General features: G+C 32.1%; 15 protein-coding genes. 11 read left to right on the forward strand and 4 right to left on the reverse strand.

All coding sequences use genetic code 11. The annotated features are described in order from the left end of the window. Positions 1 to 1,110, reverse strand: a 1,110-nt coding sequence (locus BKH44_RS07760; protein WP_180674149.1) for a hypothetical protein, incomplete at its 3' end; no start/stop codon positions are given. A 205-nt stretch (positions 1,111 to 1,315) separates the two neighbouring features. Between BKH44_RS07760 and BKH44_RS07765 the strand changes: the two genes are divergently transcribed. From BKH44_RS07765 to BKH44_RS07810, 10 genes are all read left to right on the forward strand, one after another. After that, positions 1,316 to 1,903, forward strand: coding sequence for an META domain-containing protein (locus BKH44_RS07765; protein ID WP_095272067.1), 588 nt, complete (start codon positions 1,316 to 1,318; stop codon positions 1,901 to 1,903). Next, positions 1,900 to 2,481: a YigZ family protein gene (locus BKH44_RS07770; protein ID WP_095272069.1), complete on the forward strand. Its 582-nt coding sequence runs from the start codon at positions 1,900 to 1,902 to the stop codon at positions 2,479 to 2,481. The genes BKH44_RS07765 and BKH44_RS07770 overlap by 4 nt, the downstream gene beginning before the upstream one ends. A gap of 10 nt (positions 2,482 to 2,491) precedes the next feature. Beyond that, positions 2,492 to 2,938: a protoporphyrinogen oxidase HemJ gene (gene hemJ, locus BKH44_RS07775; protein WP_095272071.1), complete on the forward strand. Its 447-nt coding sequence runs from the start codon at positions 2,492 to 2,494 to the stop codon at positions 2,936 to 2,938. A 10-nt stretch (positions 2,939 to 2,948) separates the two neighbouring features. Further along, positions 2,949 to 4,340 carry an argininosuccinate lyase gene (gene argH / locus BKH44_RS07780; protein WP_095272073.1) on the forward strand — a complete coding sequence of 464 codons (1,392 nt, stop codon included), beginning with the start codon at positions 2,949 to 2,951 and terminating at the stop codon, positions 4,338 to 4,340. Then, entirely contained in the window at positions 4,333 to 5,076 is a 744-nt protein-coding gene (gene ubiE, locus BKH44_RS07785; RefSeq protein WP_095272075.1) for a bifunctional demethylmenaquinone methyltransferase/2-methoxy-6-polyprenyl-1,4-benzoquinol methylase UbiE, read from the forward strand. Before argH ends, ubiE begins: the two co-directional genes overlap by 8 nt. Further along, positions 5,066 to 6,454 (forward strand): cation:dicarboxylase symporter family transporter, encoded by a 1,389-nt coding sequence (locus BKH44_RS07790; protein ID WP_095272077.1) that lies wholly within the window; start codon positions 5,066 to 5,068, stop codon positions 6,452 to 6,454. Before ubiE ends, BKH44_RS07790 begins: the two co-directional genes overlap by 11 nt. A gap of 10 nt (positions 6,455 to 6,464) precedes the next feature. Beyond that, positions 6,465 to 6,674, forward strand: coding sequence for an exodeoxyribonuclease VII small subunit (xseB, locus tag BKH44_RS07795; RefSeq protein ID WP_095272079.1), 210 nt, complete (start codon positions 6,465 to 6,467; stop codon positions 6,672 to 6,674). Next, entirely contained in the window at positions 6,671 to 7,438 is a 768-nt protein-coding gene (locus BKH44_RS07800; protein ID WP_095272081.1) for a carbon-nitrogen hydrolase family protein, read from the forward strand. Before xseB ends, BKH44_RS07800 begins: the two co-directional genes overlap by 4 nt. Before the next feature lie 115 nt (positions 7,439 to 7,553). Beyond that, positions 7,554 to 9,407, forward strand: coding sequence for an RNA polymerase sigma factor RpoD (rpoD, locus tag BKH44_RS07805; protein ID WP_095272083.1), 1,854 nt, complete (start codon positions 7,554 to 7,556; stop codon positions 9,405 to 9,407). A 14-nt stretch (positions 9,408 to 9,421) separates the two neighbouring features. Continuing rightward, positions 9,422 to 11,005, forward strand: coding sequence for a sulfatase-like hydrolase/transferase (locus BKH44_RS07810; RefSeq protein ID WP_095272085.1), 1,584 nt, complete (start codon positions 9,422 to 9,424; stop codon positions 11,003 to 11,005). Between the two features lie 3 nt (positions 11,006 to 11,008). Here the strand turns inward: BKH44_RS07810 and ftsZ are convergent, their stop codons facing one another. The 3 genes from ftsZ to BKH44_RS07825 are packed head-to-tail and all read right to left on the reverse strand — an operon-like array spanning position 11,009 to position 15,009. Continuing rightward, positions 11,009 to 12,154, reverse strand: a complete 1,146-nt coding sequence (gene ftsZ, locus BKH44_RS07815; protein WP_095272088.1) for a cell division protein FtsZ — start codon at positions 12,152 to 12,154, stop codon at positions 11,009 to 11,011. Between the two features lie 13 nt (positions 12,155 to 12,167). After that, positions 12,168 to 13,550: a cell division protein FtsA gene (gene ftsA, locus BKH44_RS07820; protein WP_095272091.1), complete on the reverse strand. Its 1,383-nt coding sequence runs from the start codon at positions 13,548 to 13,550 to the stop codon at positions 12,168 to 12,170. A 13-nt stretch (positions 13,551 to 13,563) separates the two neighbouring features. Then, positions 13,564 to 15,009 (reverse strand): peptidylprolyl isomerase, encoded by a 1,446-nt coding sequence (locus BKH44_RS07825; RefSeq protein ID WP_095272092.1) that lies wholly within the window; start codon positions 15,007 to 15,009, stop codon positions 13,564 to 13,566. Positions 15,010 to 15,223: 214 nt separating this feature from the next. Here BKH44_RS07825 and BKH44_RS07830 point away from each other — a divergent pair, with 214 nt between their 5' ends. Continuing rightward, positions 15,224 to 16,522, forward strand: a complete 1,299-nt coding sequence (locus BKH44_RS07830; protein WP_095272095.1) for an adenosylmethionine--8-amino-7-oxononanoate transaminase — start codon at positions 15,224 to 15,226, stop codon at positions 16,520 to 16,522. Positions 16,523 to 16,546 lie beyond the last annotated feature (24 nt).

Genomic DNA, 16,546 nt, shown 5'->3' on the forward strand with positions numbered 1-16,546 from the left:
AGCCCTGATGGTATCTATTAAGCCCCTATCCACATCTGCCATCAACCTGAAAACTCCATTATTGCCATTGATGGTATTGACATTGAGGGTTCTTGATGCAAAAGGGGTAGGGGATATGAGGCGGTAACACTCTCCAGTGGGGCAATAAACCCCATTGATATTGCTAGAATCATAATGAGATAGATCCACAATAGAAAAACTTTTTTCTGTGTAGGTGTCTAAGGATTTTGGTTTGCTTGGATTGCTTATGTTTAAATTATTTACAATAGAACTGCCTGTCAAATACCATTTTCCGCCATTTTGTAATGTGAGGTTTGCAAAAGAATTACTAGCAGGATCATTGCGTGCAGTCCTAGTGATGCCAATCAAAAAAGAATCAGAGTTACTCAAATTGATAAAAACATTTGAATTTTTTGAATCACGTGTGTCAGAAAAATTAATATCTCCTTTGAGTTGGATGATGTTATCAGGATTGAGGGTTTGTCCTGTTGTGGGATCATAATTAACATAAGCATTTCCTTGATTTTCTAGCTCAAAGATAGAGCGTACACGCCAGCCTGTTCTTGGGTCGCAAGTTGTATCGCAAGTTAGTCTTGGGAGTGCATTATCTACATTTACAATCAAATTTTTCTTAAAGATAAAATCACCACTCCTTGTTGCACTTCCTAATCCAAGGAAAAAGGCTCTCCCCATATTTGAATTTGGAGCGATGTTGACTGAGATGTTTGAATCAAAGGTGATGGGTCCTGCATCTCCAATAGTTTGTGGTCGTGCGACAAATAATCCGCCAAGACTGGTGCTACCACCTAGTGCAGTGCCATCGTAATAGAAATTGATTGTGCCACCACTAAAAGTTGTGGGCATTGTATTGCCAATATAGAATACCGAAATTGTTCCATTCGTTCCACTTGTTGTAGCATATTCATTGAGTGTTGCATTATTGAGTAGTTTGTTGTCATTGGTGGCATTATCAATAGATTTATAATCTATCCCACCATGATAAATTAGAATTCTTTTATTTGTTGTGTCTTTATCATATTCGAATCCATAAAATAAATTAGGATATAAAATAATAATAATGATATAAATCATATAATGATGGATTTTCACAATAAAACTCTTGGTATTTCGTATTTTTTTTATTTATTAAAGATAAACAAATTGTATTCCATAATTTTTAATTTTAATATAAATCTAATAGAAAAATACGAAGAATTTTTTCATCTTCTGTTATTAAGGTTTAGGTATCATTTTGCTATTTTTTTGATTTGGTTTATAAAGGATTAAGGTATTTTAAAAGGAGCTTATAAAAAGTATGAAGTTTTTTGTTTTAGGATTGGCTTTATTTTTAAGCGGTTGTTCTTTGTGGAATATGGTTGGTGGGAATATGTTACGTACAAATTGGGAAATAGAGAAAATTGTTGTTGATGGTAAAGAATATCTGTCGCCACAATCATTAAAAGCACAAGCTATTAGTGTTCTAGAAGCAAAAGAAAAAAATACACAGGACAATAGTTTTGATAATTATTTACCTGAAGCTAATCCTCAAGAAAATACTGCTTTACCTCAATCAGAAGACATGCCTCAAAATCCTAATAAAGAGGCTATTAAGGAAAATGAATTTTTAAGTATTAAGGAAGTAGCAACAATGGTTTTTGACCAAACTCAGAATCGTATCTATGGGACAGCGGCTTGTAATACTTATTTTGCTAGTTATACTTGGAAAGATACCAAGCACCTTGAAGTAGGGAATACAGGAATGACACGTAAGTTGTGTGATCCAGATGAATTGATGGGTTTTGAATTTCGTTTTATGAGGAATTTTAATGGAATGTTTACAGTTACTCAAGATAAAACTAGTATGATATTAGATAATGGTAAAATGCAAATATATCTTCAATGAATACTATCAATAAGGTTATTTGCTCAGAATTTGAAGTCAAGGGTTCAAAATTTTTAGGATTTTTAATGCCTTATAGTTTTTATGATAATCAATTAAAAGAGCTTAAAAATACTCATCCAAAAGCTGTCCATTTTGTATATGCTTATAGAAAAATCCAATCAGGACAAATTCATGAGGGTTTTAGTGATGATGGTGAGCCTAGGGGGAGTTCAGGTATGCCTGTATTGAATATTATGAGGAGAGAGGGTTTGATTGATAGTGCTGTGATTGTTGTTCGTTATTTTGGAGGAGTATTATTGGGAGTAGGAGGACTTATGAAAGCTTATGGCAAAAGTATACTTTTATGTGTTGATTTAGCCAAAAAGACCCAAGTAATGATTCCATTTGAATTTTTTAAGACAATCTCTTTGCAATGTCCTTATAAAATACTTCGAAAAATAGAATATTTAGCGAAGAATTTAGATTTAATGCTAGAGAAAAAAGATTTTATGCAAAATTCAATAAAAATTAATCTTTCTGGAAGTATCAAAGGAGTTGATACTTTTTTGAATATTTATCGGCACGATTTGGGATATTAGGAGTTAAAAGATGGATTTTTTAAGTGGATATTATTTGTGGATAAAAGCTTTGCATGTGATTGGGGTAGTATCTTGGATGGCTATGTTGTTTTATTTGCCTCGATTGTTTGTTTATCATATTGAAAATATTCAAAATCAAGGCTATATAGGAGTTGTAAAAATTCAGGAGAGAAAGCTTTATGTATTCATTGGTCAGCCTGCAATGGCATTGACTTTAATCACAGGTATTCTGATGGTATTTATCCAACCCCAGTTATTTTCAACAGGGGCTTGGTTACATGTTAAGCTTTTGTTTGTAGCCATTTTATTGATTTTTCATTTTATATGTGGGTATTATGTAAGAGTGTTATGTAACGATAAATGCAATCGCAGTGGGAAATTTTTTAGGATTTTTAATGAAGTGCCAACAATTTGTTTGATTGTAATTGTTGTTTGTGCGGTTACTAAAGTGTTTTAGGAGAATAATAATGGAAAAATTATGGGGTGGGAGATTTGATGGGCAAAATAGCAACCTGTTAGAAGTTTTTAATGCTTCTATTGGTTTTGATAAAGAACTTTGGGAATATGATATATTGGGTTCTAAAGTCCATGCAAAAATGCTTTTTGGCATTGGTGTCTTGGATGAAAAAGAATACATTGCTATTTTTGATGGTTTGGAAAAAATTAGCGATAGGATAAAAAAAAATGAATTTGAGTTTAGAATATATGATGAAGATATCCATATGGCTATTGAATCTGCATTGACCCAACTCATAGGAGATACAGCAAAAAAACTTCATACTGCTAGGAGTCGGAATGATCAAATAGTATTTGATTTTAAGATGTATGTACTTGAACATAATCAGATCATCAGACAAAAGATATTGGATTTATCAGATATCTTACTTGACATTGCTAAAGAACATACAGAGACTATCATGCCTGGGATGACTCATCTCCAACATGCACAACCTGTAAATTTTGGATTTCATATGGTGGCTTGGTGTGTGAATTTCAAAAGGGATTATCAACGGTTTTGTGATAGCTATGAACGTAATAATTATTTTCCATTGGGTGTAGGTGCTATGGCAGGAACACCTTATGGTAATAATCGTGAAGAAATGGCAAGGAGTTTAGGTTTTATTGCTCCTACTTTGAATGCTATGGATACTGTTAGTCAAAGAGATTTTGCATTGGATTTGCTTTATGATATTTCAATGCTCATGATGCATATTTCTAGGATTGCTGAAGAATTAGTACTTTGGAGTAGTTATGAGTTTAGATTTATTACATTATCAGATATGTATTCTACGGGAAGTTCAATTATGCCTCAAAAGAAAAATCCTGATGTGCCTGAGTTGTTAAGGGGTAAAAGTGGTAGAGTTTTTGGCAATTTGATAGCTTTATTGACCGTAATGAAAGGATTACCATTGGCATATAATAAAGATACACAAGAAGATAAAGAAGGTGTATTTGATAGTGTGAATACTGCTATAATTTCGTTGGATATTTTAAAAGAAGTGCTTTCTACGATGAGTATCCATACTGAAAATATGGCAAATATGGCAAATATAGGACATTTGACTGCGACTGATTTGGCTGATTTTTTAGTCAAAGAGAAAAATATACCTTTTAGAGAAGCTCATCATATTACAGGCAAAATTGTAGCTTTTGCGGAAAAAAAAGGTTTAGATATTACTGAATTGAATGAGGATGAAATATCTGATATTGCTTCTTTTGAAATGAAAGGGATTAAAAATATTTTAAATTTAAGAACTTCAATGAATGCAAGGGATAGTTTAGGAGGTACTGCAAGTATAAGGACAAAAGAACAAATTAGCTATCTTGAAAAATGGTTAGATGGATGCAAAAATGGATAAACAAAAACAAATTATTGAAATGTTCAATCAAATTGCTCCTACTTATGATGTTACCAATCGTATTTTAAGTTTGGGCATTGATGTTGCTTGGAGGAGAGAGGCTTGTAAAAAAGCTTTTGAATATATAGAAGACTTCAAAGATGGAGTTATTTTAGATGTGGCTTGTGGCACAGGAGATATGATTTTACATTGGTGTAAAAATGCTCATAAAACAAATCATACATTTGAAAAAATCATTGGTATTGATCCTTCTGATGGTATGCTTGAGATGGCTACGCAGAAACTCAAGCCCTATATAGAATCTCAAAAGGTTATATTGTTTTCAGGAGAGGCAAAAAATTTAAGCAGTGTAGAATCTGAAAGTATAGACATTCTTTCTATTGCCTATGGTCTTAGAAATGTTGTTGATTTGAATCAAGCATTGAATGAGTTTCAAAGGGTTTTAAAGAAAAATGGAGTATTGGTTATACTTGAATTCACAAAGAAAGAAAAAGAAAGTTTTTTGGATAGAATAACAGGAATTTATACTAAAAAAATACTTCCTTTTGTTGGAGGAATAGTATCTAGGAATTACAAAGCTTATAGCTATTTGCCTCATTCAATAGGAGAGTTTTTAAATGTTGATAAACTCAAAAATGAATTGCTTAGAGTTGGCATCAGAACTAAGTTTGTCAAAGGCTATAGTGCAGGTATTTCAACCTTATTGATTGGAGTGAAACAAGAAAATGGAAGATAATGCTTTACTTAGAGATTTTTTAGCTCTATCAGAGCCTTTAACTTGGGGAGTATTAATTGTTTTAGGGGCATGTTTTTATCTGCTTTGGCTCCTACAAAAGAAAAATTTTGGTTTTTCTGCTAGGATGTTTGTCGCTTTATTTATGGGCATTATGCTTGGCTTTGCATTGCAGAGCATAGCAGGTTATCCTCAACAAGATGAGATGAAACATATTGCTTGGTTTGCTGAGGTGAAAGTATGGCTAGGATTTTTTGGGAAGGCTTTTGTGCATTTTATTAAAATGCTTGTTATCCCTATTATTTTATTTTCTATGATTCGAGTTATCCTCAATATTGATAATGGCATTAATTTAAAAGCTTTGCTAAGTCGTTCAATTTTTTGGCTTTTGTTTACTACTGCTATTGCTGCTAGTGTGGGTATTTTTTTGGCTGTAACTTTTGGTTTAGGAGAGAATTTTAGTGCTTATGTAGGTGATAAGCAGATCCGTGAAGTAAAAACTTTTACAGATGTTTTATTAGGACTCATTCCTGGCAATCCTATTGCTGCAATGAGTAATGAAAATATTGTTGGTGTAGTCATTTTGACATTTTTTATTGGATTTGGTGCAAGGAGTATAGCGAAGAAAAAAGAGTTTGAAGGGATATCAAAAACTTTTTCAGATGTTATTGAGGCTGGTTATCAAATTGTAATGTTGATGACACTTTTTGTGATTCGATTTATGCCTTATGCTGTAGTTTGTTTGATGGCAAATACATTGGTTTCAAATGGTTTTGGTGCTATTAAAGATGCTGCATTGTTTGTGGGTTTGGTTTATTTAGCGATGGTGATAATGTTGGGTGTGCATTTGCTTTTAATTACTTTGCATGGATTAAATCCTTGGATTTATTTTAGAAAATGCTTGGATGCTTGGATGCTTGCTTTTACGAGTAGATCTTCGGTAGCCATGCTACCTTTAAGCATTTCAACATTGACACAAAAGTTAGGTGTGAATCCTACTACTGCAAATTTTACAGCCTCTTTGGGTAGTACTGTTGGTTTGAATGGTTGTGCAGGATATTTTCCGGCAATGACAGCAGTTTTTATTGCTAATTTGTTACATGTGCCAGTTGATTTTAGTTTTATGGCTATGGTTGTTGTCGTTGCTGTTTTGGGTTCTTTAGGTATAGCTGGGATTCCGGGTGTTGCAACGATGGCTGCTTCAATTATGCTGACAGGAATTGGCTTTGGTGGACATTTTGGGTTATTAGCAATAGTATTGGCTATTGATCCTATTTTGGATATGGCTCGAACTATGAGTAATGTTTCTGGTGCAATGACCTCAGCTGTTTGCACAGATAAAGAACTTGGAACTTTAAATAAAAAAACTTACAATGTTTAATGGAGTTGTTATGGACGATATTAGTTTTGAAGCTAGGATTGAGAGGGCTAAAGAAATCTTAGGCAAGCTTAATATTCAAAATCTTAATCTTAAAGAAGGCTTAAACCTTTACAAAGAAGGAATGAATGAACTTGAGAATGCTCAAAAAATGCTTGAAGATGCTAAACTCGAATTTGAAGAATTGAAATTTAACGCCATTCAAGATAAGGATAAAGAATGAATGTTGCAGTTTTTCAATTACCTTCTTTACCACTTAAAGAAGATAAATTAGTTTCTTATCTGAAAAATATTGAAAAAGGTTCTGTTGTTGTTCTTGGTGAGTATGTATTGAATCTTTTTTTTCATGAACTTAAAGGGGTTTCAAAAGATATTATTAATAAAACGACTCAAAGTAAACTTTTGCAATTAAGCAAATTGGCTAAAAAATATAATTTGATTATTATTGCACCTGTATTGTGTGGAGATGAAAAAAAATTATACAAAAAAATTGCTATTATTGATGCGACTAAAACAGATTTTTATATGCAACAAAAATTAATCGGATATGATGATTGGAATGAGGAAGCATTTTTTGCCAATCCTAAAAGTAAATCTTTTAAGCTCCCTTATATTTTTGAAAAAGATGGTTTAAAAATTGCAGTTTTATTTGGTTTTGAAATTCATTTTGATGAGATATGGTTAAAGATGAAAAATATAGGAGTAGATGTTGTTATTTTGCCCACAGTTTCTACATTTGAATCAAATCAGAGGTGGAGAGAGTTATGCAAATCAAGGGCTTTTTGTAATTCTTGTATGATAGTAAGGGTTAATAGGATTGGAGAATATAATTATAAGGGTTATGAATGGAAATTTTATGGGGATAGTTTTGTGGCATTGCCAAATAAAGAAATAGAAGATAGTTTGAATGAAAAAGAAGGTGTTTTGTGTATAAAAATAGAAAAAAGACAAATTGAGGAGTTTGTTAAAGAGTGGAATTTTAGGTAGTTGTAACATTTTATTTAAGGAAGCATTTTAGATTTGGGTATAATCCTTTTTCAATTACCTCAATATTGTGAATATAAAATAATCTCTCGTATTTATTCCATAAACAAGGAAATCAATGTCTGTAAAAATAGTTAATCAGGAATTAGAAAATTTATTTAAAGAGACTGAAAGCGGTTTGGTCTCTTATGAAAAAATAGCCCAGATAATCCAAAAAGCTCCTACGCTTGTTCAAATAAAGAGAATCAGAGAACTTGCACAAAAATATAAGAGAACATTGGTTAGTTCTTCAGAATTAGCTAAAAAGCTTAATACAAGAGATGAAATCAAATTAGCTGAAGAAAAAAGAAAAGTTTTAGATGAAGAGCTTGAAGATGAATTTGATTTTATGAAAGAACGTGAGCTTTTGGAGTGGAGTAGGAGTGATAGTCCTGTTCGGATGTATTTACGAGAAATGGGGCAAATACCTCTTTTGACAAAAGAAGAAGAAATTGATCTTAGCAAGCAAATTGAATTGGGCGAAAATACAATCTTAGATGCTATTTGTTCAGTGCCTTATTTGATAGATTTTATTTATGATTATAAAGATGCACTTATTAATAGAGAGAGACGAGTTAAAGAACTTTTTAAGAGTTTTGATGATGAGGCTGATGAAGGTGAAGATATTGATGAGGCTGATGAAGGTGAAGATATTGATGATGAGGATAATGAAGCTAGAAAGCCTGCTTCTAAAAAAGATCAAAAACGGGTTGAAAAAGTTTTAGATAGTTTTAAAGCTTTAGATAAGGCTAAAAAAGATTGGTTGAAGATTTTAGATTTAGGTCCTGATGATAATGATGATGAATTGGTCTATATTTTAACTTTAGCACATAAAAAACAAATTTTAAAAGATAGATTGCTTGATCTTGGTCCTACTAGTAAGCTTATCAATGAGCTTGTAAAGGCTATGGAGAATACACTTAAAACAGGCGATGGGTTTGAAAAGGAACTTAAAAGACTTGAATACAAACTCCCTCTTTTTAATGATACACTGATAGAAAATCATCAACGTATCCTTGATAATATCACAAATATGTCTAGAGATGATATTGTTGCTGCTGTGCCTGAAACTACCATGGTGAGTGTTTATGTTGAATTAAAAAAGCTTTTTCAGACTAAAGAAGCTAGTGAAGATGGATTTAATTTGGAACCTGAAAAACTCAAAGAAATTTTGGAGCAAATCAAAAGAGGTAAATCTATCTCAGATAAAGCAAAAAATAAAATGGCAAAATCAAATTTGAGGCTTGTAGTGAGTATTGCTAAACGCTATACCAATAGGGGTTTGCCATTTTTAGACCTCATACAAGAGGGAAATATTGGTTTGATGAAGGCTGTTGATAAGTTTGAATATAAAAAGGGATTCAAATTTTCTACTTATGCAACTTGGTGGATTCGTCAGGCTATATCACGAGCTATTGCTGATCAGGCTAGAACCATTAGGATACCTATTCATATGATAGAGACTATCAATCGTATCCATAAGATTATGCGTAAATATGTCCAAGAAAATGGCAAAGAACCAGATGTTGAAATCATTGCACAAGAAGTAGGCTTACCCATTGATAAGGTAAAAAATGTTATTAAAATCACTAAAGAGCCTGTTAGTCTTGAAGCTCCAATTGGAAATGATGATGATGGGAAATTTGGAGATTTTGTAGAAGATAAAAATTCAATGGGTCCAATGGAATATATCATGAAAGAGGATCTAAAGGTTCAAATTGATGAGGTGCTTGATCAGTTGAATGATAGAGAAAAAGCTGTTATCCGTATGCGTTTTGGTCTCTTAGATGATGAAAGTGATAGGACACTTGAAGAAATTGGTAAAGAGCTTAATGTTACTAGAGAACGTGTAAGACAGATAGAATCAAGTGCTATTAAAAAGCTTAAACATCCTAAAGTTGGTAGGAAACTTAAAAATTATATTGAAGAATAAAGGATAAATGTATTTTGTTTAATATACTTCCAAGTTATTCTTATCATTGGATTATTTTTGTTTTTTCTGTTATTTTGGTAGGGTTTTATAATGATATTTTTTGGTCAGATATTTATAATTATGCCATTATACAAGGTAATGAAAATTATTTTTTCTTAGTAGTTTTATTTTTTACTTATGTTCTGATACTTTCGCTTTGTATTGAGATTGTTAGTTTTTATTTTAGTGTAAAGTTTATTATTGGTCTTTTGATTATTATTGCTTGCATCAGTGAATATTATATGAACTCTCTTGATATTAGTATCAATAGTATGATTATAGAAAGTTTATGGCATACTACTTTTAGAGAGATTAGAGATTTTTTGACTTTGGGCTTATTTTGGTCTTTTTTGTTCTATGGGGTATTCCCTCTTTGGATTTTATGGCAGATAAAGTTGAAAAAGACAGCTCCTTTTTTAAAGGCTACTTATCAAAAATTTAAAGTAATAGGGGTATATTTTTTATTCATAGGAGGTATATATATCATATGGGGTGGAAATATAATCTTTGCTTTTAAAAGTTCTAAGGCGATTATATATATGACTAATCCTATCACACCAATTCGGTCAAGCATTGATTTTGGCTTGCAAGCTTTAAATCCTAAACCACGTTTCATCAATGTTGGTCTAGATGCTAGGTTTAATCAAAAACATTCAAGATCTAATATTTTTGTATTGGTGATTGGAGAAAGTGCTAGGGCTGCAAATTTTTATTTGAATGGTTATTATAGAGATACAAATCCTTATATGAAAAAACTTACTTCATTGGTAAATTTTACAAGGTTTTATTCTTGTGGTGTAATCACGGCTATATCTATCCCATGCATGTTGACAAATTATACGCATAAAACTTATAAAAATAGACACCAATCTTTTTATATTGATAATATCATGGATATTGCCCAGAGGGTTGGGTACGAAACTTATTGGATTAGCAATAATGGTGGTGCTTGTATGGGAAAAGTGTGTGAAAGAATCAAAAATATTAAATATTATAATGGTCCACAGGATTTAGATGGGGATATGCTTGTAGAAATTGAGGATATTATTACAAATGCTAAAGAGGACTCATTTTTAGTTATCAATCTTCATGGGAGCCATGGAGCTAGTTACTATAAAAGATATCCAAGTGGTTTTGAGGTATTTTCACCAGTTTGTCATACAAGTGAATTACAAAAATGTTCCAAACAGGATATTGTGAATGCTTATGACAATTCAATCATATATACAGATTATTTTTTGTATCAGATTGTCCAAGCTTTGGAAAAAAATAAAAAGTTTTCTGTAGCCATGTGGTATTTAAGTGATCATGGAGAGAGTCTTGGGGAATATGGTGAATATATGCATGGTGGATTACCTTATGTTCTTTCACCAGATGTGCAGAAACATATTCCTTCAATGATCTGGTTAGGGAAGGGATTTGAGAATGATTATAATAGATTGAATGCACAAAAAGATAAAAAACTAAGTCAAGATTATGTATTCCATACATTGCTTGATTTGCTTGATATTCAAACAAAAGATTATCAAAAGGATCTAGACATTATGAATCAAAATTGAGTATCAATCTTTTTGATTCCTCATAATAGTCGGTACATCAAGATCTACTTGTCTGAAATCTTCACCGCCACTGACAATCCTGATGGTATCAATTGAGATCCTTGACATTTTATGAGTAGATTCTCCGACACTCTCTTCTTTTGGTTGATTGTCAATGATTTCTTTTTCAAAACCAGTTGCGATTAGGGTTACTCTAACTTGATCAGTTGGCATATCTGTAATAGTCCTTGTGCCAAAAATAATATCAGCATCTTCATTGGCAGCATCATGTATCAATCCCATTGCTTCATTGATTTGTGCTAGGGGATAGTTTGGATTGATTTCAAAAGTGACTAATACACCCATTGCTCCTTGTATAGAAAGATTATCAAATAATGGAGATTCAATAGCACTCGTGACTGCTTCAGAAGCAGAATTTTCACCTGTTGCTTCTCCTGTGCCCATTAAAGATAATCCTTTGTGGCTCATTACTGTTCTTAAGTCTGCAAAATCAGTGTTGATATCATTTTCGCCATGATTGAGTACGACACCAGAAATACCATTAACCGCCCTAGCTAAGATACTATCAACTGCTTTAAAACTTTCTTTGATTCCAGTGTCTCTTTTGACGATAGAAAGCAATTTTTCATTAGGGATTACAACAATAGCATCGCTGCTTGCTTTAAGCTCTTTAAGCCCTTCTTCTGCAATTTTGGCACGTTTTTTACCTTCCATTTTGAAGGGTTTTGTAACAATTGAGATTGTAAGTGCACCAACTTCTTTTGCTGCTTGTGCAATGATTGGTGCAGCACCTGTTCCTGTTCCGCCACCAAGTCCTGCAGAAATAAATACAATATCAGAATTGCAGAGTATTTCTTTTATATTTTCAAAACTTTCTTGGGCTGCTTGCATCCCAATTTCTGGTAACATTCCTGCACCTAAACCTTTGGTAAGTTTTTCTCCAAGTTTGATTTTGACTTGTGCAGGTGAACTTTCTAAGTGCTGTATATCCGTATTTGCTGCTACTAATAAAATGTCTTTATGTGTTCCTGTTTCAATGAGGTGTGCTATCATATTTGATCCACCCCCTCCCACACCCACAACTGTTATTTTTGCACCACTTGCGGTATGGATTTCTTGAATATCTATTTTTAATTTTTCGTGTGCCATTTTCCTGCCTTTCTTAAAATAACTTTGATGCCAATCGTGTGAAAAAATTGGTCAATTTATTGTCTTTAGCACTATTTGCGTTATTTATTATATCTTTTTTTTGAACTTTATTATCATTTTTTAGAATTTCTTCTTTTAAATTTGTAAGATCAGCTACGATAAAACCTCCTTGTTGTGGTTGAATAGGAATTGGATCTGTATTGATTTTGTCTTTTTTATAGCGTATATTTTTTTCAGAATCTTTTTCATAGTTAGTATATTTACCTGCTCCATACCAAATAAGACCAATAGCAACTGAATTTGCAGGATCTTTAAGTTCATCAAATAATCCTAATATCTCTATAGGCTTTGCAATGCGAATTGGCATCCTTTGAAAAATTGCTCCAGCAATTTCTCGAATACCTGCCATATTCAACATGCCACCTGTTAAAACAACACCTGCTCCAAGTTGATCTTTTAGTCCACTTTTGGCAATTGATTTTGCTAGGATGCCTAGTGTTTCAACTACTCGTGAGTGAATGACTTCTTGAATAGATTCTAAGAATATGCAATGTTTTGCATCATCGGTACCGATTGAAGGGACTTCAATTTTTTGAGGTATTTCTTCATTTGGGATAAGGTTTCCATAATTAATTTTTACAGCTTCAGCAGCTGCAATATGGGTATTAAGTACCATTGCTAGATCGCTTGTAATGTGATGAGAACCAACTCCTAAGAAATCATTATATTTCATAGAATTTCCCTCATAAATCATCAATTCGCAAGTGCTTCCTCCTATATCAATACAAGCTACTCCTAGCTCTTTTTCATCATCACTTAAAACGGCAATAGAAGCAGCATAAGCAGATAAGACGACATTTTCTATTTCTACACCTGCTAATCGAACAGATTTTTTAAGATTTTCTAAGCTGGTGCGTTGGACTGTGACAATATGAACAAAAATTTCTAATCTGGCTCCATTCATGCCCATAGGATCCTCAATAAAGTCTTGATCATCAAGTTTGAATTTATAAGGAAGGACGTGGATAACTTCATATTCTGAAGGTATTGAAGCATTATAAAGAGCTGTTTCTAACACCCTGCCAATTTCTTTGATACCAATTTCGCTGCTTGGTATGTTTACAACCCCAGAGCTATTGATACTTTTTGTATAAGCTCCAGAAATAGAGACAATGGCTTTATTGATATTGTCCAATCCTGCCATTCTTTTTGCATCAATTACAGAGCTTTTAATAGCTCTACTGGCTAATTCAATATTGACAATAACTCCTTTTTTGATGCCTTGTGATTTTTGTGTGCCTGTGCCAATAATCTGAGGGAGACCATCTTTGACTTCAGCTATCACAGAGCAAATTTTGCTAGAACCTATATCTATTCCTAGAATTGTGTGACTCAAATTTGCCTCCTAGCTAGTAATATCTTTTTATATTGTATTTCTTTTTGAGATAATCAATAAGCATTTGATCTAAAAAATTGGTTTTTAAATTTTTTGTTATCATCGCCATTTTGTCTTGATTTTCAACCTTATGTTCAAAATTTTGATCAATTATTTTATATAGAATAGCTTTTTCTCCAATCAGAGCAAAATCGGATTTTTTGTTGCTGGTGAAAATATGTGCTATTAGTTGAGATATTTCTTTTTTATTTAAGCCCTCAATTTTTCCATCAAAGGTTGGATAAACAAATCCAATATTTTTACCTTTAAAGTCAAGTAGTTTATTCGCAGCTTCAATTTTCAATAGCTGAATTTTCTTTTGATTTTTAAATTCATTTAAAACTTCTGGTTTGGCTTCTTGAAAACTTTTGGGTTGTGGAGGTTTTTTTGAGAGAAGTTTGATGACAATATAGCCGTCTTTGTAGGCTATGGGTTTAATTGTATCATTTTCTTTGATATTTTCTATCGCTTCCATTATATTTTTTGGGTATTCATTTGAATTTTCGTTGAGTGTTTGGACTTTAAAGTCTTTAACATTGTTTTTTTTGAGTTCAATGTATTCTTTTAGTGCTAAAGATTGAGCTTTTTGCATTTGAATATCTTTTTTGACTTGTTCTTTGGCTTCTTGGAAAGTTTTTAATCCTCCTTCCTCATTTAAATAAAGGCTTTTATTTTGATTGTATTGCTCTTGAAGTTCTTTGGAAGTGAATGATTTTACATCAGATTTTACAAAAATAGTTTTTATTTTATATTGGGCAGGGTATTGATAGGAAGTTTTATTTTTTTCCCAAAAACTTTTGATTTCACTTTCAGTCATTTTTGGCTGAATGTTTTTTGTATCTAAAATCAGGATTTCAATTTTATCTTGAAGGGCAGTGGCTGAAGAAACTGCTGATAATTCTAAAGGAGTGATAGTATCTGGGAGGAGTGCGGTGATTTTTTGTATCAAAATAGCATTCCTCAGACTGTTTTCAAAATCTTCTGGGCGATAATTATTTTCTTTTAAGGTAGTTTTGTATTGATTTTCATCAAAATGACCATTGTTTTGGAAAGCATCATTATGAATGATTTCATTGATAATTTCAGAATCTTCAACACGTAATCCTAAATCAAGAGCAAAATTTCTTAACAAAGCTTGGTTGATAACCATATTCATAGCGATATCTTGAAGTTTTAATGCGTTGGCTTGTTCTTGCGTAAAATCATTGAACGCCTGTGCATATGCTTCATAAATTCTTCTATATTCTTGATCAAACTCATCTTTCGTAATTTTTATTTTCCCTACTTTAGCAACTGTATCGCCCGTTATTGAAAAATTATATTGTCCCCAACCAATCATCCCTGCAGCAATAAATGCTATTGTACTTATCCAGATAGTCACCACTAAGTATTTTTTATGTTTTTGCATCCATTCTATCATTTAGTTTAAAGAATCCTTAATATAGCTTTGGTTTTAAATATATTTAACTCACCCATAAAGCCCTATAATTTGAATATATTACTTTATATTATTAAAGGGGATAATCGTCCTAACCTTGAAATTTTGTAAAATACTTTATTTCAAAATGTTATATTGTAGCATAAAATAGGTAAAATTAAGCTTTATTTCATATATTTAATCTTAAGAGGCAACTATGAATACAAAAGAATTGTTTGATTTGGATATGAAAACTATCTGGCATCCCTGTACACAAATGAAAGATCATGAGAAGCTTCCTATTGTGCCTATAAAAAGTGGTAAAGGTATTTATTTATATGATTTTGATGGGAATGCTTATATTGATTGTGTTAGTAGTTGGTGGGTAAATTTATTTGGTCATAGTAATGATTATATCAATAGCAAGCTAAAAGAGCAGATTGAGACTCTTGAACATGTTATTTTAGCTGGTTTTACACACGAAGGTATTATTCGTCTTTCTAATAGATTGGTTGGTTTAACACCAAAAGGTTTGGATAAATGTTTTTATGCAGATAATGGTTCTTCTTGTGTTGAAGTGGCTTTAAAGATGAGCTATCATGCTCATTTATTGGATGGAAAAAAACGACCTAAATTTTTATCTTTGAAGAATTCTTATCATGGAGAAACAATAGGAGCCTTATCTGTTGGCTCTGTTGAGCTTTATAAAAAAACTTATGAACAAATTTTGATCCAATGCCTTCAGGTGAATGCTCCAAAAGACGATGAAGATATTTTTATAGCATTAAAAGAATTAGAAAATGTCTTGCATAAAGAGGGTGAAAATATTTCTGCATTTATTTTAGAGCCTTTAATACAATGTGCAGGGAATATGAAAATGTACCCAGCTGCTTATGTTCAAAAAGCTTCCAAAATATGTCAAGAATATGGCATTTATGTCATTTTTGATGAGATTGCAGTAGGTTTTGGAAGGAGCGGGAGTTTATTTGCTTATGAACAATGTGGTGTTATTCCTGATTTTTTATGTTTATCAAAAGGTTTGAGTGGTGGGTATATGCCATTGTCTGTTGTGATGATGGGAAATAACATATATGAAAAATTTTATGCTCCTTATGAGGAACAAAAGGCATTTTTACATTCTCATAGTTATACAGGGAATGCTTTGGCTTGTGCTTGTGCTAATGCTGTTTTGGATATTTTTGAATCTCAAAATATTATTGAAAAAAATAAAAAATTAAGTAGTTTTATTGTTTCTGCTATGCAAGGTTTAAGAGAATACAAGTTTGTTGCCAATCTACGCTATCAAGGTATGGTATTTGCTTTTGATCTTATTGGTTTTGAGGAAGGAAGGAGGGTTGGACTTGAAGTATTTGAAGCAGGATTGAAAAAAGGTCTTTTATTGCGTCCTTTAGGGAATACAATTTATTTTATGCCTCCTTATGTGATTTCTGAAGAAGAAGTGAAGTATGTATTTGATTCTATAAAAATTATTTTGAACAAATACAATATTAAGTAAGAATCAAATAGAATTTTAAAAATC

The organism is Helicobacter sp. 13S00477-4 (genome assembly GCF_002272785.1).
Lineage (GTDB): Bacteria > Campylobacterota > Campylobacteria > Campylobacterales > Helicobacteraceae > Helicobacter_J.